General features: G+C 43.3%; 16 protein-coding genes, 1 tRNA gene and 1 pseudogene. 7 read left to right on the top strand and 11 right to left on the bottom strand.

All coding sequences use genetic code 11. The features are described from left to right. Positions 1-8: 8 nt before the first annotated feature. Positions 9-2,720: a putative LPS assembly protein LptD gene (locus A4V03_RS14105; RefSeq protein WP_065539364.1), complete on the top strand. Its 2,712-nt coding sequence runs from the start codon at positions 9-11 to the stop codon at positions 2,718-2,720. 194 nt (positions 2,721-2,914) lie between these two features. Here the strand turns inward: A4V03_RS14105 and ung are convergent, their stop codons facing one another. Together ung and asnA are read right to left on the bottom strand one after the other, a co-directional pair. Beyond that, positions 2,915-3,577, bottom strand: coding sequence for a uracil-DNA glycosylase (gene ung / locus A4V03_RS14100; protein ID WP_065539363.1), 663 nt, complete (start codon positions 3,575-3,577; stop codon positions 2,915-2,917). 6 nt (positions 3,578-3,583) lie between these two features. Next, positions 3,584-4,621, bottom strand: coding sequence for an aspartate--ammonia ligase (gene asnA / locus A4V03_RS14095; protein ID WP_065539362.1), 1,038 nt, complete (start codon positions 4,619-4,621; stop codon positions 3,584-3,586). Between the two features lie 221 nt (positions 4,622-4,842). On the opposite strand from asnA, the gene A4V03_RS14090 reads away from it, so the two are divergent. Then, positions 4,843-4,915, top strand: a tRNA-Arg gene (locus A4V03_RS14090). A 101-nt stretch (positions 4,916-5,016) separates the two neighbouring features. Beyond that, positions 5,017-5,517, top strand: a complete 501-nt coding sequence (locus A4V03_RS14085) for a hypothetical protein (protein ID WP_236588627.1) — start codon at positions 5,017-5,019, stop codon at positions 5,515-5,517. A 96-nt stretch (positions 5,518-5,613) separates the two neighbouring features. Here A4V03_RS14085 and A4V03_RS14080 read toward each other — a convergent pair whose 3' ends face one another. From A4V03_RS14080 to A4V03_RS14070, 3 genes are read right to left on the bottom strand one after another with little or no spacing between them, the layout of a single operon-like run. Further along, on the bottom strand, positions 5,614-8,478 hold the full coding sequence (locus A4V03_RS14080; RefSeq protein WP_286144902.1) for a bifunctional fucokinase/fucose-1-phosphate guanylyltransferase: 2,865 nt from the start codon (positions 8,476-8,478) through the stop codon (positions 5,614-5,616). A 38-nt stretch (positions 8,479-8,516) separates the two neighbouring features. Then, positions 8,517-9,191: an HAD family hydrolase gene (locus A4V03_RS14075; RefSeq protein WP_065539360.1), complete on the bottom strand. Its 675-nt coding sequence runs from the start codon at positions 9,189-9,191 to the stop codon at positions 8,517-8,519. Between the two features lie 34 nt (positions 9,192-9,225). Beyond that, on the bottom strand, positions 9,226-10,035 hold the full coding sequence (locus A4V03_RS14070) for a hypothetical protein (protein WP_065539359.1): 810 nt from the start codon (positions 10,033-10,035) through the stop codon (positions 9,226-9,228). A gap of 191 nt (positions 10,036-10,226) precedes the next feature. On the opposite strand from A4V03_RS14070, the gene A4V03_RS14065 reads away from it, so the two are divergent. Continuing rightward, positions 10,227-10,736, top strand: coding sequence for a DUF5035 family protein (locus tag A4V03_RS14065; protein WP_024988156.1), 510 nt, complete (start codon positions 10,227-10,229; stop codon positions 10,734-10,736). A 97-nt stretch (positions 10,737-10,833) separates the two neighbouring features. Here A4V03_RS14065 and A4V03_RS14060 read toward each other — a convergent pair whose 3' ends face one another. From A4V03_RS14060 to lysS, 3 genes are read right to left on the bottom strand one after another with little or no spacing between them, the layout of a single operon-like run. Beyond that, positions 10,834-12,171, bottom strand: coding sequence for a glucose-6-phosphate isomerase (locus A4V03_RS14060; protein WP_065539358.1), 1,338 nt, complete (start codon positions 12,169-12,171; stop codon positions 10,834-10,836). An 18-nt stretch (positions 12,172-12,189) separates the two neighbouring features. Then, positions 12,190-13,185 (bottom strand): NAD(P)H-dependent glycerol-3-phosphate dehydrogenase, encoded by a 996-nt coding sequence (locus tag A4V03_RS14055; protein WP_024988157.1) that lies wholly within the window; start codon positions 13,183-13,185, stop codon positions 12,190-12,192. Positions 13,186-13,208: 23 nt separating this feature from the next. Continuing rightward, complete coding sequence (gene lysS / locus A4V03_RS14050) at positions 13,209-14,939, bottom strand: lysine--tRNA ligase (protein ID WP_065539357.1); 1,731 nt, start codon at positions 14,937-14,939, stop codon at positions 13,209-13,211. A gap of 105 nt (positions 14,940-15,044) precedes the next feature. Here lysS and A4V03_RS14045 point away from each other — a divergent pair, with 105 nt between their 5' ends. The 3 genes and pseudogenes from A4V03_RS14045 to A4V03_RS14035 all read left to right on the top strand — a co-directional run bounded on the left by A4V03_RS14045 (position 15,045) and on the right by A4V03_RS14035 (position 17,945). Then, the gene (locus tag A4V03_RS14045) at positions 15,045-16,397 is read left to right on the top strand and encodes an MATE family efflux transporter (protein WP_089280727.1); all 1,353 of its coding nucleotides are present in this window, start codon (positions 15,045-15,047) and stop codon (positions 16,395-16,397) included. 770 nt (positions 16,398-17,167) lie between these two features. Then, positions 17,168-17,332 (top strand): annotated as a pseudogene (locus tag A4V03_RS21690) (MFS transporter); the annotation flags it as partial. A gap of 169 nt (positions 17,333-17,501) precedes the next feature. Further along, positions 17,502-17,945: a tellurite resistance TerB family protein gene (locus A4V03_RS14035; protein ID WP_065539354.1), complete on the top strand. Its 444-nt coding sequence runs from the start codon at positions 17,502-17,504 to the stop codon at positions 17,943-17,945. A 111-nt stretch (positions 17,946-18,056) separates the two neighbouring features. Here the strand turns inward: A4V03_RS14035 and A4V03_RS14030 are convergent, their stop codons facing one another. Genes A4V03_RS14030 through A4V03_RS14020 form a run of 3 tightly spaced genes read right to left on the bottom strand, consistent with a single transcriptional unit; the run spans position 18,057 to position 20,967 of the window. Next, complete coding sequence (locus tag A4V03_RS14030; RefSeq protein WP_065539353.1) at positions 18,057-18,824, bottom strand: ABC transporter ATP-binding protein; 768 nt, start codon at positions 18,822-18,824, stop codon at positions 18,057-18,059. Beyond that, the gene (locus A4V03_RS14025) at positions 18,821-19,837 is read right to left on the bottom strand and encodes a FecCD family ABC transporter permease (protein ID WP_065539352.1); all 1,017 of its coding nucleotides are present in this window, start codon (positions 19,835-19,837) and stop codon (positions 18,821-18,823) included. The genes A4V03_RS14030 and A4V03_RS14025 overlap by 4 nt, the downstream gene beginning before the upstream one ends. Further along, positions 19,834-20,967: an ABC transporter substrate-binding protein gene (locus tag A4V03_RS14020; RefSeq protein ID WP_167371342.1), complete on the bottom strand. Its 1,134-nt coding sequence runs from the start codon at positions 20,965-20,967 to the stop codon at positions 19,834-19,836. Before A4V03_RS14020 ends, A4V03_RS14025 begins: the two co-directional genes overlap by 4 nt. Positions 20,968-21,034: the final 67 nt, after the last annotated feature.

Genomic DNA, 21,034 nt, shown 5'->3' with positions numbered 1-21,034 from the left:
ATTAGTTAATGGCGCCATTGAAAGCAAAAATACTTATATCATTCATACTGCTGATTGTCTTACTGATGCTTCCCGATGAGGCTACGTCTCAACGTCGAAGAAGAGGAATGATTGCCTCCAATACCGCGAAAACGGATTCCCTTCAGGGAAATGATTCGTTGAAAGCAGATACGGTAACGGTACGCATTGATTCTATCGCACCGGTAAAGAAGAAACAACCGCTCGATGCACCGGTTGTTTATGAATCTAACGACTCCACTGTCTTTACTTTGGGAGGAGCTGCTACGCTTTATGGTAGCGGAAAAGTGAATTATCAGAACATCGAACTGGCCGCGGAAGTTATTTCGATGAATCTGGATAGTAGTACTGTGCATGCTTATGGTATCAAGGATACTACCGGAGTGGAAAAAGGTAAACCGGTATTTAAAGAAGGAGATACCTCGTATGATACGGAAACAATCCGATATAACTTTAAAACCAAGAAAGCGGGAATTACCGATATCGTCACCCAGCAGGGAGAAGGATATGTGACCGGAAGCAAGGCGAAGAAAGGGACCAATGATGAAATTTTCATGGAGCAGGGACGTTATACAACCTGCGATCATCACGACCATCCCCACTTCTATATGCAGCTGACGAGAGCTAAAGTGCGCCCTAAAAAGAATGTGGTGACAGGTCCTGCCTATTTGGTCGTGGAAGATGTGCCTCTGCCGTTGGCTGTACCGTTCTTCTTCTTCCCATTTTCCAGCAGTTACTCTTCCGGTTTCATTATGCCGACTTATATGGACGACTCCAGCCGTGGTTTCGGCTTGGCGGAAGGAGGATATTACTTTGCCATGAGTGATATCATGGACTTGAAAATAACGGGGGATATCTTCACGAAAGGTTCATGGAGACTGTCCGGATTGACAAACTATAATAGACGTTATAAATATTCTGGTACACTGCAAGCGGATTATCAGGTCACCAAGACGGGAGATAAAGGGATGCCGGACTATGCAGTTGCTAAGGATTTTAAGATAGTATGGAACCATCGTCAGGATGCCAAAGCCAGTCCGAACAGCACATTCTCCGCTAGTGTGAACTTCTCAACCAGTAGTTACGAACGTTCCAATATCAACAACCTCTATAACTCCCAGTTGTTGACTCAGAATACCAAAACATCAAGTATCAGTTACTCGCGAAGTTTCCCCGATATCGGTTTGACGCTGTCCGGAACGACCAATATCGCCCAGACAATGTGTGACTCTTCGATTGCAGTGACATTACCCGACCTTAATATTACATTAAGCCGTCTGTTCCCGTTCAAACGTAAGAAAGCGGCAGGTGCCGAACGTTGGTATGAGAAGATTTCTCTTAGCTATACCGGACGTCTGACAAACAGTATCCGTACGAAGGATGACCGTTTATTCAAAGCCGGACTGAGCGAATGGGAAAATGCAATGAATCATAATATTCCTATCAGCGCTACTTTCACGCTGTTCAAATATTTACAGGTTTCACCTTCGGTCAATTATACGGAACGCTGGTATACTCGTAAGATTAATCAGCAATACAATGAGGTAGAGCATAAATTGGAAGCATTGCCGGGTGATACGCTGAATGGCTTTTACCGGGTATCCAATTATTCGGCAAGTTTGAGTTTGAGTACGAAACTATATGGTATGTACAAACCTCTTTTTGCTAAGAAGAAAGAAATACAGATTCGTCATGTATTCACGCCGCAGATAAGTCTTAGCGGTGCTCCGGGATTCAGCAAATACTGGGAAGAATATACAGATTATAATGGCAATACGCAATATTATTCCCCTTTCACGAGGCAACCTTATGGAGTGCCTTCGCGTGAAGGATCGGGAACAGTCACCTTCTCTATCTCAAATAATTTGGAGATGAAGTATTACGATGCCAAAAAAGATACGCTTAAAAAAGTCAGTCTGATTGATGAATTGGGAGCGAACATGTCCTATAATATGGCTGCCAAAGAGAGGCCATGGAGTGATTTAAGTATGAACATCCGTTTGAAACTGACGAAAAATTATACTTTCAACATGAATGCATCGTTTGCTACGTATGCCTATACATTCGATAAAAGCGGTAATGTAGTGACTAGTAATCGTACAGAATGGTCGTATGGACGTTTCGGACGTTTCCAAGGATATGGCTCTTCTTTCAACTATACCTTTAATAATGACACCTGGAAGAAATGGTTCGGTCCGAAAGAGGATGAACAAGGCAAGGATAAGAAGTCGGAGGATGGAGAGGATGAAGATGCTGACGGAACGGAAGGAGATGGCACTACGCCTAAGAAGGTAGAGAAAGCACAAGCTGACTCGGATGGCTATCAGGTGTTTAAGATGCCTTGGTCGTTGAGTCTTAGCTATTCGTTTAATATCCGTGAAGATAGGTCTAAGCCTATTAACCGCTATTCCATGCGATATCCTTATACGTATACGCATAACATTAATGCAAACGGAAATATAAAGATTTCTAACAACTGGTCGCTCTCGTTCAACTCCGGTTATGATTTTCAGGCAAAAGAGATTACGCAGACTTCTTGTACAATCTCCCGTGACTTGCACTGTTTCAACCTGTCCGCCAGCCTTTCTCCTTTCGGACGTTGGAAATATTACAATGTTACCATCCGTGCGAATGCAAGCATCTTGCAAGACTTGAAGTATGAGCAGAGAAGCCAGACGCAAAGTAACATTCAGTGGTACTAGGATAAGTGGAGAATTAATAATTGAGAGTTGAGAGTAGAAATTCGGGCGTGTAATTGTTTTGCTACAATATAGAAAAAGAAAAATGGCTGCGCTATCATTCGACGAATAGTGCAGCCATTTTTTTGCTTTTTGCTCTTTTTTACTCTTTGCTTTTTCTTTTTATTCTTAACTCTCCATTCTCAACTTCTCCCCAACTACCATGCGATTTCTGTTTGTCCATGTGCTTTCAGGTAATCGTTTGTACGGCTGAAATGTTTATTTCCGAAGAAGCCGTTGTAAGCTGAAAGAGGAGAGGGGTGGGCAGAGGTGAGCACCAGATGTTTGTTGCGGTCGATAAATGCTCCTTTCTTTTGAGCGTATGATCCCCATAAGATAAATACCAGATTTTCTTTTTCTTCTGCCAGGGCACGGATGGCAGCATCGGTAAATGTTTCCCAGCCCTTATTCTGATGTGAACCTGCCTGGCGGGCACGTACGGTCAGGGTTGCATTGAGTAATAGAACTCCTTGTTCTGCCCAGCGAGTCAGGTTTCCCGTGGTCGGGGCGTCTGAACCGATGTCGGCTTTGATTTCTTTGAATATGTTCACTAATGAAGGGGGAAAAGGCACTCCGTCGTTTACAGAGAAACAGAGACCATGTGCTTGTCCCGGTCCATGGTAAGGATCTTGTCCTATAATTACAACTTTCACTTTGTCGAAAGGACAAAGGTTGAAAGCATTGAAGATCAGTTTTCCCGGAGGGAAGATCTGATACTGGCTATATTCGCTTTTGACGAAATCCGTCAGTGTGCGAAAGTAGTCTTTGTCAAATTCAGGTTTTAAATGTGCTTTCCAGCTTTCTTCAATTTGTACGTTCATAGTTTGTTATATGAGGTGTATATCAAGTTCATCACATTCTTTGCGCATGTCTTCGGGCCAGATGCTGGCTTGTATCTCTCCGATGTGAGCTTTGCGAAGGTAGAACATACACAAACGAGATTGTCCGATACCTCCTCCGATAGATAGTGGAAGAGTGTCATTCATCAATCGCTTGTGGAAATAAAGTTCCAGTCTTTTTTCTTCTTTTTCTTCTTTCAACTGACGTTGCAAAGCTTCTTTATCTACACGGATTCCCATGGATGACAATTCGATAGAGCGTTGCAATACGTTGTCCCACAGAAGGAGGTCGCCGTTTAGTCCGGGTAGGTCGTTCAATCCTTTGGTTGTGTAGTCGTCATAGTCCGGTGCACGTCCGTCGTGTTTCTTGCCGTCACTAAGTTTGCAGCCTATACCTATGATAAATACAGCCCCGTATTTCTGGCAAATGGCATGTTCACGACATTTAGGCTCCAGATCCGGATAAAGTTGGCGTAATTCTTCTGAATGGATGAAATGTAGCTTTTGTGGCAGGCACGGCTTGATTTGCGGATACATTTCGTATACCATATATTCTGTACGGATCATAGCCGCATAAATACGGTTGACGATCTCTTTCAGGAAGTTTACGTTCCGGTCTTCATTGGTAATGACACGCTCCCAGTCCCACTGGTCTACGTAGAGAGAATGTAGGTTGCCTAGTTCTTCGTCTGAACGGATTGCGTTCATATCCGTATAAATTCCATATCCGGGTTCGATATGATAGTCAGCTAAGGTTAGCCTTTTCCATTTAGCTAATGAATGAACCACTTCGGCTTGTGCATCGCCCAGATCTTTAATAGGGAAGGAAACGGGGCGTTCTATTCCGTTCAAATCATCATTGATACCCATTCCTTTCAATACGAAAAGAGGGGCAGTCACACGTCTAAGGCGTAGCTCGGATGACAAGTTTAATTGGAAGAACTCTTTTATTTGCTTGATTCCCAGCTCGGTCTGTTTGAGGTCGAGTAGCGGATTATAGTTCTTAGGTTTTATCAAGTAACTCATAGGTCTGTTAAATGTTAATTGTCGGCAAAGATAGGAATAAAATTGATATATGTAATGGATATTCTCTAAAAGATTGTCAATTTGATAAAGTAAATGCTCTAAAACATTTCAAAATAATAGTGGTTCAACATGGGGAAGTACCTTAAGAACGATAAAAAAAGAAGAATCATTAGGAAGATGAGAAGATTTTTTATACTTTTGTCCTCGCATTTAGAAAGAATGGCCCCGTAGCTTAGTGAATAGAGCGTCAGATTCCGGTTCTGAAGGTCGTGCGTTTGAATCGCACCGGGGTCACAGATGAATCCCTTGATAGTCAGTAGATTGTTGAGGGATTTCTTTTGTTTAGTGGTGTTGCTTAAGAGTGGATTGGAACAGCCGTCATAGATGGGGGCAAAATGACTATCGTATCAAAAGGAGAAAATAAAGGGTTAGGAATTGCTCTTACTGCATTAAGCGGTGTAGCTACTAAAGTTGGTGCAAATACATTCTTTGAGACTCATTGCTATGCTCCGCTTGATGTACAGAAACCTTTCAAAATCAGAACGCACGTCAATATTCAGAAATTAACAAATGACCGTACCACTGGATTAGTCTTTAATTATAGGGACGGAGGAAACTTCTATTGTTTCAATTTCAATAATGAAATGGTACGATTTGAACGTAGAGTGGATGGAATAGTGGTAGGAGCTATCCAACAAGGTGTAAAATGGAAGGATAAAAAAAAGGTTGACCAAGAATGGGAACTTATAAGCGATGGACAGGTTCTTACATTCATTGTTGATGGTGTACAGATTCTGAAAGTACGTTATATGCCATTAGAATATGCAGGATTTGGTTACTATACATTTGGTAAGCAGGAACTTCAAGTAGACGATGTAGAATTTATCCAATTATAATTTGAAAGTATCAAAAGGCAGCATTTGAAATAACATTCACTTGCTGCCTTTTAGTTTCCATTCCTGTTTACTTATCTCTTTCTCTTCCCCTTTTCTTTAGCTTCTTGAAACCTGAAGCCCCTTGTCGGAAAGTGTCATTTCTACAAAGCGTGCACGCGGATTAGGAGCTTGTTCCGTCAGTATCCGTCGGATCTGTCCGGCTGCTTGCGGGTCTTTGGCTACCATGTATAAATAACCGCCACCGCCTGCTCCGGGGAGTTTGTATCCCAGGGTATAATCTTTGATTTTCTCTATAATAGCTGCTACTGCCGGCGGATTGGTTCCGCAATCTAATGCCTGGTTTTGTATCCAGGTTTTGCCGACCAATCGACCGAAACTATCGAAATTACTGCGCAGGATAGCTTCACTCATATCCATTGCATGGGCTTTCATCTCGGCTAGCAAACTTAGATGCGGACCGGAATTGAGGAACATGGAGCTGACAATTTCGGCTAATATACCTTTGGCTGTACGGGTGATTCCTGTATAGTATAGCAAGTGGCAGTCGCGATAATCAGGATGAACAAAGAGCTGGTCGGGTAGCCATCGTACTAACGGTTTCTGCTCGAAACCTGCTTCGGATTGAAGTAGTTTGACACCAGAAAATACACCGCCGTATTGGTCTTGCCAACCGCCGCCTGTGGTCAGGAGTTGCTCCAGTACTAATGTGTAACTGCAAATATCATTCTTGTCCCAGGCCAGTCCGCAGAAATCATTGATAGCCCCGAGAACGGTGGATGCCAAGATAGAACTGGTCCCCAAGCCGGAACCTGCCGGGATGGCAGCCAACAGTGTAATTTCTATTCCCGAGCCGAAAGCTTTCAAATGTTCTTCCAATGAGGTGTAAGCTTCGGCGGAGAACACCGGTGCAAAACCTGCCAAGCTAAGCGCTGCTTTAGGAATGGAGAACGGAGAACCGACTTTCTTATAGTCTTGCAGTTCTTCATAGTTCCTGATAATCTCCATTGCGCCCATGTCGATAGAGCGGAGTACGATGTGATATTCTTTGCAGGGTTTCACATATACTTGTAATGGTGGCTGACCGTTCAATTCTATGGCAAGATTAACGACACTTCCACCGGAATAAAGAGAGTAGGGCGGAGTATCCGTCCATCCTCCGGCCACATCAATCCGCACGGGACTGCGTCCCCATACGATTTGGTCGGAATAGACGCTGAGTATAGGATGGTTTTTACGCTCCGGCATAACTCCCAGCAAACCGTCGCGAAGCAGTTGGAAAGCAGCCTGTTCTTCTTTTTGATAAGCATCTTCTCCACGTAACTTCATAATCCGTGCACGGAGCATGCGGTTGTGTATCCGAACCATTGGTGCGGCATCCTCTTTCAGTGTGTCGGGAGTATCTAAATCCAAACGTACAAATTCATGGGCTGCATCCTGCAAATCGAGTTGGTAGAACACGCTCTTTTCATAGTTGGCTGCCAATCCTTTCCAGTTCTCTTTGCGGAAACTGCTGCGTTGTGTATAAAGGCGTTTAAGATTAGCACCTGCCGAAATTTCATCAGCCGAAACTTTTTCCGCTTTCAGCCAAAGTTCTTTTCCTTTTTCCATTTGGGGTTCTGACGTCATCCAGCGTACTAATATCCCCAGTTCTTCTATTGAAGCAGTTTTAGGGAATATGGAAGCGGCCTGCAAATCGTCCGTGCGACCTTTGATGTCGTCCCACGTAATTCCCCTTTCTTCCATCCATTGCGGGAACGGGATATTGAGATAAGTAGTCGTTACTTTTTCCAACGCTCCTTTGAATACATCATCCAATCCATATGGGCGGGCTACGAAATCATGTTCACCGACAGGAATAATATCTACACAGATACCATCCGGCAGACAGACGTTCCAATAATTTTCCGGTACTCCGGTAATGATTTGCCGGGAACCCAGTTTCCAGCCTTTTCCTATATGGCTGTTCTCAATCCAAAGGTTGGCGTTATCGGGCGAAAGAGAAATCTGCGTGATAGAATTCTGAATAAAAATAGCCGGATTGGGTTTTACTTTCCGGTGCATGATTTTTCTCTGGTCGCGTACCTTATCCTGGATGGATAGTGTGGAAGAAATTAGTTCACGGCTTGTGCCATAGTGATAGAATTCTCCACCAGGTAAAGGTAATATGGCTACAGACAGTTGGTTGATTTCTTCATCTTCTGTCTTGGGATGCTCTCCCAGGGCCAATCCGTAGTCTGAATATAAATCATAATAATTAATATCGTTCGTTCCTTCTTTTAACGAGTGCTTCATCAATACTTCCACGGCACGGTCACTTAGAATCCAAATGCCGATGTCCATCAAGAAAAGATGTGTTTTGGATAAGCTCTCCAATTCTTCAAGCGAAGGTTTCTGCAACATGAAGTCGAGAACTTCCGGGCTTTTCCGGTCGGATACAAACACACCATGGTGTGTTGCCAGTGATGGGTTCACCCAAAGACCGTAGCACACGACATCTACATTGGGAATGTCTTGCAACGGCTTTTCCGAACGGATATATACATCTCCGCTGGCTATCAGCGTGTTCAGTCCGGCAGGAGCTTGTTTCATGATTCTTTCGTATAGCGGAAGCTGCAATGACAGCAGGTTCTGCCCCAACTTCTGTCCTCGTTCCCAACTGAAAATGGGGATGGGAGTTAGTATCTTACCGGAAGGCCCGTAGCTTGGCAGACGGCGGCTTTGTCCGCCCGCATGAAGCAATATCCTCTTCTCGCGTCCTATCCAGTTGCTAAAAGTATCCTGAGGTGCAAATTCCTGATGGCAGGCTTGCAACAGCCAGGTAGTTCCACCGCCGGAACCCAGTTTGCTTCCAATAGGGTCTGACGTACAAAACCAGTCGGCGTGATTCACTTCTTCCAGTTCGTGAAAACACTGGATTAAGTTAGGGGGTAAGGATAATAACTTTTGCATAGTAGAATCGATATTATAAAGATAAACATATTAATGAATAAAACGGATGTTTATATGTTCAGGGTGTCCCATGCTTCACTAAGTGCTTGCATGGAAGGGAACAATAAATCAGCTCCTGCATCCAGTAAAACCTGTGGGTCCAGCGGTCCTGTGTTTACAGCAATCGTGAAGATGCCCGCTTTGTGTCCGGCTTCCACTCCCAACGGAGCGTTTTCTATGACAACGGCTTCGTCTGCGTTCAATCCGCCTTTTTTAAGTGCCATTAGATAAGGTTCCGGGTGTGGCTTTCCGTATTTTACATCGAAAGCCGTAACCATCAATTCTTTTTTGAACATGCCCGGAAAGTTGTGCTCCAATCGCTCGAGCAGCGATAACTGCCCCGAACCGGTCACTACCATAGGAACCAGTCCTTCACTCTTTATTTTTTGTAATAACTCCCATGCACCGGGCATACGTTCCGCTTCCGCATACGAATTGAACAGGACACTTTTCTCCTGATAGATACTTTCTATCTCTTCCTGGGTAGCTTCCCTGCCTAGTTCACGTTGGAATACGATGTTGATAGTAGCAGCTCCCGTCCGTCCTTCGTGCATATACGCTTCTTCGCGGCTGAGGGTGAGCCCGTGAGATTTCATTACTTTATGCCAGGCTTCGGAGTGGTAGGGCATAGAGTTGAAAAGTACACCGTCCATATCGAACAAGACGGCTTTCAGTTTCTTTTTCATACTTGGTACGTCGTAGAATCTTTTTTCGTAATACTTATTTTTTTATTATCATTTTCTTCAATTCAGGCAAGGTGATGACTACATCATAATGATTGCCCGATTTCGTTCCGATATATCTGTAAGCTACGCTTTTATCATTGTTGATACAGGTTTTCAAGAATACCTGAGTTGCCGGGTCGGACTGTGCAGCCAAATTTGCAACAATTCCTTTCTTTACTTCTTCCGCATTTGCTTCAATCTGGCTGATGGGACATACGTCTTCATCTACTTTGCAGATATAAACAACCGATTCATCAATAAGTTCGATTTTTTCTATAAGGATTTCCTCGCTTGCCTGCATCGGGAATTGCAGATTTGCCATTTTCAGTTGTGCTTCAAGTTTGGCACGTTCGCTTTGTGACGGGTCGGATTCTGCTTTGAGAACTTCTTTCACTTCTTCGGGCGTAAGTTCGCAGACTGCCTCTTGGCCGGAGTCTTTCCCTACAAACTTCATTTGAAGTCCTGCGTTACATTCGGCTACCAGTTTAAGCATCTCTTTGACATCTTTCGCCGGATTCCGGAACATAATCTTGATAGACTCTTTCATGCTTTCGGGGTTGTCCTTCAAGATGGTTATGTCGGTAATGCTTTCATTCATGTTGAGCGTGTACACCACATTGCTCCCGTCATAAGTGATGCTGGTAATCGTACCGACTTCTCCCATATCCATTGGGCATTGTTTGTTTGCAATAGTAACTATTGCTTTGAGTTTACTTTCCTGGCAACTGCTGATTGATACCATCAATAATAGCAAGCTACATAGTAACACGAATCCGTAGGATTTCTTTTGTAGATTTTGTTTCATTTTATTCTTTTTTTTAAGTTGAGTCGTTTTAAATTATCCCCATATGCGAGGCAAAGATAACGATAAAAAATGAGAGATGGAGTAGAATGGCGAGATAGTTGTAAACAAGGCCGTTGTGTGATTAACTACACAAATATTTGCTGTTTAGAAGATTATGTGTATTTTTGTAACGTTATAAACTCGACGATAGCATGAAAAAGAGAGTATTATTGTTGCTACCATTGTTTTTAGGCGCTTGTTCCAATAGTGGGGAAAGTCCTGTGATAAAGATCGAAAAGCTACATGTGAAGGTTGAATCGGATGGCGATAGTGCAAAAGAAGAAGACTATGCCAATAAAATGGATGAGTTGCCGGCTCTGAAAGTGGGAGACGAGGTAAAGGCTCTTTTACTTTTGGATGGAAATGGTGCCGAATTGAAAACTTTTACACTTCAGAATGATGAAGAAGTAAAAGCTAAACCCAAATTTTTGACGGAATCGGAAATCTCTACAGAAGGTAATTTGACTGATGAAAGTAAAGGGCAATATCGTTTTAAGGACGGAGTAAGGCAAACCAAAGTAGAGGTGGAGGCTACTGTTATTCATGTCAATGAAGATGGTGAAGTTAAGTTATCTTTTTATCTTTCTTCGAAGGCTGAATGTGAAGGAGCACAAGAAGAAATCGGCTTAAAAACAAAGGTCGATGATGAAAAAGAAGAATAAAGGTGACGGAAAAGAATAAAAACAACTTCGGCACAAGATATAAAAAAGAAGCGGTTTACAGAAAACCGCTTCTTTTTTATATATAGACTTTATTCTATTACAATTTAGCGCGAATCGCTTTAGACTCTTCTTCATAGCCCGGTTTGTCAAGCAAGGCAAACATATTTTTCTTGTATGCTTCTACACCTGGTTGGTTGAACGGATTCACGCCCAGCAGATAACCGCTGATGCCGCAAGCCTTCTCAAAGAAATACAGCAAACCGCCGATATTGTATTCGTTCAATGAAGGAAGAACAATACGCATATTAGGTACGCCACCGTCTACGTGAGCCAACTGAGTACCGAGTTCCGCCATCTTGTTCACTTCGTCCACACGTTTGCCGGCTAAGAAATTCAGGCCGTCCAGGTTTGCTTCGTCAAAAGGAACTTCCAGTTTATGGTCTACCTTATCCAGTGAGATAACAGTTTCGAAGATAGAGCGTTCACCTTCTTGAATCCATTGTCCCATAGAGTGAAGGTCAGTAGAGAAGTCTACTGATGCGGGGAAAATACCCTTGTTGTCCTTACCTTCTGATTCTCCGTATAGCTGTTTCCACCATTCGCTTACATAATGCAGTTTCGGGCAGAAGTTGACGAGGATTTCGATTTTCTTTCCGCTTCTGTACAGTTCGTTACGGGTAGCAGCGTAGATAGCAGCAGGGTTTTCGGCAAACGGAACGTCTGCGCCACATGCCTTTTCCATGTCAGCAGCACCGGCAACCAGTTGCTCAATGTCGAATCCGGCAACAGCAATTGGCAGCAAACCAACCGGAGTCAGAACAGAGAAGCGTCCGCCTACGTTATCGGGGATGATGAATGTTTTGTATCCTTCCTTGTCGGCAGTAACACGTGCAGCACCTTTTTTAGCATCTGTAACGGCTACGATAACCTGTTTGGCAGTTTCCTTGCCACGTTGGTCTTCGCATTGTTTTTTCAACAGACGGAACGCAAGCGCAGTTTCGGTTGTCGTTCCTGATTTGGAGATATTGATAACACCGAACTTCTTGTCTTTCAGATATTCGGTGAGTTCATACAGATAATCTTCGCTGATGTTGTGTCCGGCATAAATCATGACAGGAGCCGTTTTCTTGTCCTGCAACCAAGTGAAGCTGTTAGACAAAGCCTCGATTACAGCACGGGCACCTAGGTAGCTACCACCGATACCGGCAATGATTACTACTTCGCAGTTGTCTCTCAAAACTTTTGCAGTAGCGTTCAATTCAGCCAAATGTTCTTTGCTGATAAAAGACGGCAAGTGTAGCCAACCTAAGAAGTCGTTGCCTTTTCCGGTTCCTTTTTCCAGCATTTCCTGTGCGGCTTTTACCTCTGCATCGTAGGCAGAAACCTTTTCTTTGGAGATAAATCCAAAAGTTTTTTCAATGTTCAAGCTAATCATATCTTTCTTGTTTAAAGGTTATCTAAAAGAATCAGTTAGTAATTTAATCTCAATCATAGGCGAGATGCGTTCGTACAAGATATTGTATACAGCGTCCAGTATCGGCATATTGACATGATGATGCTTGTTGATTTCCTTGATACATTTCGTACCGTAGTAACCTTCGGCAATCATTTCCATTTCAATCTGTGCGCTCTTTACGGAATATCCCTTGCCTATCATCGAACCGAATGTCCGGTTGCGGCTGAAGTTGGAGTATCCCGTCACCAGCAAGTCTCCGAGATAAACAGATTCGTCTACGTTTCTGTTCAACGGGTGCACCGTATTCAGGAAACGGTTCATCTCCTGGATAGCGTTGGAAATCAGTACGGCTTGGAAGTTGTCACCGTATTTCAGTCCGCTGCAAATGCCGGCAGCGATAGCATACACGTTTTTGAGTACCGAACTATATTCGATACCTGATACGTCGTCACTAACAGATGTTTTGATAAAACTGCTTCCCAGACGGCGTGCAAAGATGCGTGCTTTGTCTTTGTCCGGGCAGGCAATGGTCAGATAAGAGAGGCGTTCCAAGGCTACTTCTTCTGCATGGCAGGGACCTGCCAGTACAGCTATGTTTTCGGGAGGAACACCGTATTCCTTGGTGAAGTATTCTGATACGATAACGTTGTCATCGGGTACGATTCCTTTGATAGCGGTGATGATGAACTTATCCTTTATCTTGGTTTTCAGCTTTTTCAAGTGAACTTTCAGATAAGGGGAAGGAGTGACGAAAATCAGCGTATCTGATTCTTTCACAACATCGTTGATGTTGGAACTGAAACAGATACGCTTTGTATCGAATTTTACTCCTGTCAGATAAGCCGGATTGTGCCCCAATCTCTTGAAATCGGCGATGCGGTCGTCGCGTCGCATATACCAATTGATAGAGTCTTCTTGAGCCAGACACATCTTTGCAATAGCTGTGGCCCAACTTCCACCGCCCATTATCGCTATCTTACCGGGTAATTTCATTTGTATGAATTTGGATGAAGAACTTATTTAATTTTCTGTATCCAATCAGTTACGTCGTTTACCGACGGGTTGGTCAGTGCTAATTTATATTTCTTGTTGATACCGCAGATGTCCTGGTGCAACTTCTGTGGATTGACATCTTTCATGTCAGCTACAGTGTTGTAACCGGCTTTTTGGATCACCGGAACCCAATCTTCTGTGATTCCCAGTTCCATATATTTAGCGGCAGCGTCTTTCTTCACTACCTTTTCCGGGCGCATTTGCGGGAAGAATAATACTTCCTGAATGGTAGTCTGGCCGGTCATTAACATAACCAGACGGTCGATGCCGATACCGATACCCGATGTAGGAGGCATACCATATTGTAAAGCACGCAGGAAGTCCTGGTCGATAATCATCGCTTCGTCGTCTCCCTTGTCGGCCAAACGCATTTGCTCTTTAAAACGTTCTTCCTGGTCGATCGGGTCGTTCAATTCCGAGTAGGCGTTGGCAAGTTCCTTGCCGTTTACCATCAATTCGAAACGTTCGGTCAGTCCCGGTTTAGAACGATGCATCTTGGTCAGCGGAGACATTTCAACCGGATAATCGGTGATGAAAGTCGGCTGGATATAAGTACCTTCGCAGAATTCGCCGAAGATTTCATCAATCAGCTTGCCTTTACCCATTGTTTCGTCGATTTCTTCCATTTTCAGTTCCTTGCAGACTTGGCGGATTTCTTCTTCGCTCTTGCCGTTCAGATCGTAACCGGTCTTTTCCTTGATAGCATCGAGGATAGGCAGACGGCGGTAAGGAGCTTTGAAGCTGATAGTCTTTCCGTCAACAACGCTTTCCGTACAGCCGTTCACAGCGATACAGATACGTTCCAGTAACTTCTCGGTAAAGTTCATCATCCAATTATAGTCCTTGTATTGAACATAAAGTTCCATACAGGTAAATTCCGGATTGTGAGTTTTATCCATGCCCTCGTTACGGAAGTTCTTACCGATTTCATATACACCTTCAAAACCACCTACAATCAGTCGTTTCAGATAAAGTTCCGTTGCGATGCGCAGGTAAAGGTCTATATCCAGTGAGTTATGGTGAGTGATGAACGGGCGTGCGCTTGCTCCACCGGCAATAGATTGCAGGATAGGAGTTTCCACTTCTGTATATCCGGCTTCATCAAGAGCGTTGCGCAGTGTTTTCACTACGGTGGCACGTTTCAGGAATGTTTCTTTGATGCCGTCGTTTACTACCAAGTCGACATAGCGTTGGCGATAACGGAGTTCGGGATCTTCAAAAGAGTCGTAAGCTACTCCGTCTTTGTACTTAACGATAGGCAACGGTTTGATAGACTTAGCAAGTACAGTCAGTTTCTTTGCATGGATACTGATTTCACCCATTTGTGTGCGGAACACGAAACCTTCGATACCGATAAAGTCACCTAAGTCGAGCAGGCGTTTGAATACAGCGTTGTATAGTTCCTTGTCTTCTCCCGGACAGATGTCGTCACGGGTAATGTACACCTGGATGCGACCTTTGGAGTCCTGTAATTCAATGAAAGAAGCTTTACCCATTACGCGGCGGCTCATGATACGACCGGCTACGGAAACCTGGCGTGGCTCTTCGTCGTCTTTAAATTCAGCTTTAATATCTGTAGAGAAAGCATTGGTTACATACTCTGCTGCAGGGTACGGATCAATACCCATTGCACGAAGCTCATTCAGACTGTTACGTCGAATAATTTCCTGTTCACTTAGTTCTAATATATTCATTTCGTTACGTATTAACTCAATTTTGTGGGCAAAAATACGAAACTTTTCTCATATATCCTGTAATCTGTCTCTTTTTTGTATCTTTGCATCCTCAAACTAATAGGTATGACAGTACAAAAGACACCCACTGCGTTGGGTACGGAAAAGATTGGAAAGCTTTTAATGCAGTATGCCATTCCGGCAATTATCGCCATGACGGCGTCTTCTCTTTATAATATGGTAGATAGTATTTTCATTGGTCATGGAGTAGGGGCGATGGCTATCTCCGGATTGGCATTGACCTTTCCGCTGATGAATCTTGCCGCCGCCTTCGGCTCTTTGGTGGGGGTAGGTGCGGCTACATTGGTTTCGGTGAAATTGGGACAGAAAGATTACGACACCGCACAACGGGTGCTTGGCAATGTGCTGGTACTGAATATTATCATCGGACTTGCCTTTACAGTCGTCACATTGATGTTTCTAGATCCGATTCTATATTTCTTCGGGGGTAGTGACGCCACGGTAGGCTATGCTCGTGATTATATGGTCGTAATTTTATTGGGCAACGTTGTCACTCACCTTTATTTAGGGTTGAATGCCGTACTTCGTTCGGCGGGGCATCCGCAGAAGGCGATGTATGCTACGATTGCTACGGTGGTGATTAACACGATACTCGATCCTGTTTTTATCTATGGCTTCGGCTGGGGAATACAGGGGGCTGCTATCGCTACCATTACTGCACAGGTCGTCGCATTGGTATGGCAGTTCAAACTATTCTCTAATAAAGAAGAACTGCTACACTTCCATAAAGGAATTTTCCGGTTGAAGAAGAAAATCGTAGCCGATTCTTTGGCTATCGGTATGGCGCCTTTTCTTATGAATCTGGCGGCCTGTTTTATTGTGATTCTTATAAATCAAGGCTTGCAGCATCACGGTGGCGACTTGGCTATCGGAGCATTTGGTATTGTCAACCGGCTGGTATTCCTTTTTGTCATGATTGTAATGGGGTTGAACCAAGGCATGCAGCCGATTGCCGGCTACAATTATGGGGCCAAGCAATATCTGCGCGTGACAAAAGTCTTGAAAATAACGATTTATGCCGCTACTATCGTAACCACTGCCGGATTTCTGATGGGAATGTTGATTCCCAAATTGGCAGTTTCTATCTTTACTACGCATCAAGAACTGGTGGATATTTCTGCCAAAGGATTGCGTATTGTAGTGATGTTCTTTCCTATTGTCGGTTTTCAGATGGTGACTTCCAATTTCTTCCAGAGCATCGGTATGGCAAGCAAAGCAATCTTCCTTTCGATATCCCGTCAGGTTCTTATCCTGATTCCCTGCCTGCTGATTCTTCCTCGTTATTATGGACAATTAGGAGTCTGGATAAGCATGCCGATTTCTGACTTGACAGCCAGTCTGATAGCGGGAACAATGCTTTGGTGGCAGTTCCGGCAATTCCGGAAGAAGCCTGTCTGACGACCGGTTTGCTGCACCAGGCTTTAATGAATACTAAGAGGCGTAGACAAACAGAGAGCCTGTTTAAATTCTCTTCAGTCATAATCTTATAGCTGATATTTTAACTTACCCCGGCTCTTCTTGTCGCGTCCGTCTATAGTTGGCGGAAGGGGTATTAACAGTTGCGCTCTTGGCTATTAATAGAAAACTTCCCGCCCATTAAGTATAAAGTTCCTTCGGACAAGAAGGAAACTTTCTTTTCATTCGATGCAAACTATAAACGCAAGCTTTGATTATATAATTGCAAGCTTTGTTTTTATAATCAAAGCCTTTGTTTTTATAAACAAAGCTTGCGTTTATAGATTACGGTTAACGAAAAACAAGTTTACATGCTGATAATAAGAAGTTTACAATTAATGAAAGAGAACTTTTTTATTAATGAATGAAAAGTGGGTTATTAAGAGCCTGCTCCGAGTTTTGCCCGACACAGTTTTGAGAGTTGCTTTCGAGTATATTTTCTGTTATTGTGAGCAGCAGCATGACGGAGACTATGTGACGAATAAAAACTGGTCGGTAAAGCCTATCTAACATAATCTCAGGAAAATTTAAACAGGCTCTAAATAGGACCATGGCAGAGTCAGAAATTAAAAAAAAGTCATGATATGAGTTTAGATGTTTCGTAATTCTTTACTGTAAAAGAGTTTTGTTCTTCAACGAAATGCAGCATGCCTATTATTTTTTCTAAATCTTCCTTTATATCTTGTATTGTAGGTTTAAAAGATATTCAAAAAGGAACTTTATTGGGTGCTTTCTTGTTGGCCCGTATTGCTGAAATAAAATATTTCCGTGTGAATATTGTTGCCTGTATTTTCTCTTTGCTTATTCTGGTCTTTGTGAAAAACGGTATGGTAAATCTGATTTGTATCGGTGCTGTCGGTTTCTTTGCGTCATCCGTATTGTGAAAGCATAGTTTCTCTAAATAGCTATATATCTTATTTCCTGAGTTAAAAAAAGGAAAAACAGCTTCAAAAGTTTTATATTTGATGATTAGTATTTATTTTTGTGTGAAAGTTATGAGACTTTCACTAGATAACTAATTTACAAAAAACTTAAATTTTTAAACAAATGGGACTTTTTGATAAAATCTTTCAAACTGCATCAGAAGAAACGAAATTAACACAACAAGAGGCTTTTGCAGGAATTGCACTTGCTATGGCAGGAGCAGATGGTTCTATTGCTGAATCTGAATGGAATGGAATTGTTAATTATATTCGTCGATTGAAAATATACGATAACTTTTCCGGGCCTGCTTTTGACAAGTTGTTCGATAAACTTTTTAAGATATTGAAGAAAGACGGTCCGAGTGCATTGGTCAATGCTTCGGCAGCCGAATTATCGGATGATTTGAAACTTACCGCTTTTGCTTGTGCGGTAGATATTGCATTGGCAGACGGAGTGATCGAAGAAGAAGAAAAAGACATCATCAATCAGTTGGCGGAAGTTCTTGGGGTTCCTGAAAAGACTGCCATATCTATTATTGAGGTGATGATAATCAAGAATAAAGCATAGTTTTATTCCTGAGAATATAGAAGGATTGATAATTGTATTCCTTTTGAATGAAAATCCCTTGCTGCGGTATGTGGCAAGGGATTTTCTTTAAAATAATTTATAAGAAGTATTTTAGGAGAATATTTGTTTGATTCTTATTTTGATAGTCTTGGCATCAAATGTCACCATTTCATTTTGAAATAGTCTTTCTATATGTCCGCTCGTAATCATCTCATTTGTGGGGAGACTATACAATTGTGGGTTGTCAATCAGCATGATCGTGTCGCAGAGAGACAGGGCGATGTCTAGGTCGTGTGTAGAAAACAGGATACATTTTCCTTCCGTTTGTGTGAGTCTTTTCAGTAGCAGACAGAGTTCGTAGCGATTAGGTAAATCTAGAAAAGCAGTAGGCTCATCAAGAAGAATGATAGGCGTATCTTGTGCAAGTGCGCGTGCTATCATGATGCGTTGGCATTCTCCGTCGGACATCTTATCCATTGTCTTTTCTGCATAACCGGACATTCCTACCAGCTGCATGGCAGTAACCACTCTTTTCTCATCTTCCGCCTGTAACTGTCCGATCCAGTTGGTATAAGGAGCACGTCCCAATGCGACTACATCTTTGCAACGCAGGTTGGCGATGCGTACTTTGTCGGTGGTTACAAAACTAATCTTCCGGGCTAATTTCTCCGGCTTCAGTGAAGCGATGTTTTTCCCATGCAAGATGATTTCTCCGTTTTTAGGTGTTTCCAGTCCCATAATGGCACGGAGAAGCGTGCTTTTTCCTGTACCATTTCGTCCGAGCAGTGCAACAAGCTGCCCGCCCGTGATATGGGTGGAAACTTTCTCCAGCAATATACGTTGTTCGTATCCTAATGTCAGATCTTTCAGTTGAATCATTTGAATATACGCAAGTTTTTACCTATTACCCATAAAATAACCGGAACCCCCAATAGCGCAGTGATGCAATTCACCGGCAACAGAAACTTCTTGGCTATGATGTCACAAATCAACATCCCGATCAACCCTGTCAGCATCGTACCCGGCATCAATATCCGGTGATCGGCGTTGTCAAACAGAATCCGTGTGATATGTGGGATAGCCAGCCCGATGAATCCTACCGGACCGCAAAAGGCTGTGACCGTTCCTGTCAGTAACGCTGTAGATATAAAAATAAGCGTTCTTGAACGCTTGATGTTCATTCCCATAGTGCGTGCATAATTTTCACCAAGCAACAACAGATTCAGTGATTTGATACAGGCGATGGATAGCAGCAACCCTATGCATATTACTGGTATCATAATCGTTAATTGCCCTGTCGTGATGTGACTAAGCGAGCCCAAAGACCAGAGTGTGAACATTTTCAGTTGTTCTGCAGAACTTAGGTATTGTAATATCTGGATGATAGCTCCTGCCACGTAACCTATCATGACTCCCATAATCAGTACACCTAATATATTCTTTACTTTGCGACTGATGATGGCTACTCCCAGTAGTATGGCGGAAGTCCCTATCCACCCCGAACCTACAATACCGATTGATTGCAGAAAGGGAAAATCTGTCCAACCGAGAAGCGGGGCGCCTAGTATAAACAATGCTACTCCAAGACCTGCCCCGGAGCTTACTCCCAACAGGTAAGGATCTGCCAGCGGATTCTGGAAAACTGTCTGCATTTGCAGACCGCTTACTGAAAGCGCTACACCTATCAATGCAGCCACTATGACACGGGTAAAGCGGATGGAGAGAATTATATTGCGGGTGGTTTCGTCACATTCCCCCCCGGTGAGTACTGTCCATATCTTTGATATAGGGATGAAAGTATCTCCCGTTGCCATATCTACTAATAGTAATAAAATGGCAACTATTCCTAATGCGATGAATAATAGAGTGGTGTGTCTGCGGGATTGTTTCATTCCAGGTGTCTATAATAATAAGGTGAATCGGAAACGAGCTCCGGATGGAAAATATGAATCAGATCACGCAACACTACATCGGGACGGACAACTGCCGATTCCCAATAATCGTTTCCGCCTGTCGGTGTCAACCGTAAGTTATTATTATAAACAGTCTTTTCGTTCACGGCTTTAGCATCTGCGAATTTGGGGTTCACAGCTTTCAGCTCATCAAGCGTAGTCGCCGAACCGACATTAATCCAGTAATCGGCTTTTTGTATCAGGCCATAGGCCGTTTCCAGTCCGATAGGGGTTGAACTGTTGGAATTGTTTTCTTTATAAATATACTCTGCACCTGCGTCTGCAACCAACTGTGCCATGTAGCTTTGGGTAGAAGGCATTACCCAACTATCGTTCCACGGAGTGTTGAACATTACGGTAGGGCGCTGGCTGACGGAATCTGTGAGGGCTTTCAGTGCATGATAACGTTGGGGGATTTCCCGGAATATTTCTATTCCCTTTTCCCGTTTGTCTGTCAGTTCGGAAAGAACAATCATCCATTCAGCTTTGCCGAGCGGTGATTCTTCCAAGTATTCTCCCATATATAGATAAGGTATGGAAAGTTCTTTTAACTTGTCCGTTACAGCGGTTTGGGCGTCACCTATGCCATAAAGCAAAACTACGTCGGGTTTTAATCCAATCAACAGTTCGTAGTTCATTTCAGGACCCATATCCTTGATTGAATCTTTGTGGGCAAGGATGTAGGGATTGGCGATATAATCGATACCCGAAACTCCGACGATCCGGCTAATTTCTCCCAATGCGTCAAGCATGGCAATGTAGGAAGAAGACATACATACAATCTGTTTGGCTCCGGCAGGGATAACGGGACCATTGAATCCGGCAGGCGCTTGCTCGCCGTTGCGTGCAACAAAATAGGACATTGTTACATCGTTGGCGCCTTGCCACGGGTTGGTAATCTGTATAAGTGTGCTGGCGGTGTTCTCGGTACCTAGAATTTTAAATCCCGAAGCGTATTCAGGGGTATATACATCTTGGTTGAATGCTTCCAGAGATGTCTTATTACGGGTAATACAGCTTGCCCAAAGGAGCAGGCAAAGTAACGTGATAGTCAGCGCGGGAGATTTCACTTTTATAAGATGTTTAATTAGAAAAAATAATAGTGGATCCTTTCGAACGGCAAAGATAGGACTTAAT

The organism is Bacteroides caecimuris (assembly GCF_001688725.2).
Classification (GTDB): Bacteria; Bacteroidota; Bacteroidia; order Bacteroidales; family Bacteroidaceae; genus Bacteroides; species Bacteroides caecimuris.
The sequence above is the reverse complement of the archived record's forward strand: the minus strand, read 5'-3'. Positions and strand labels throughout refer to the sequence as shown.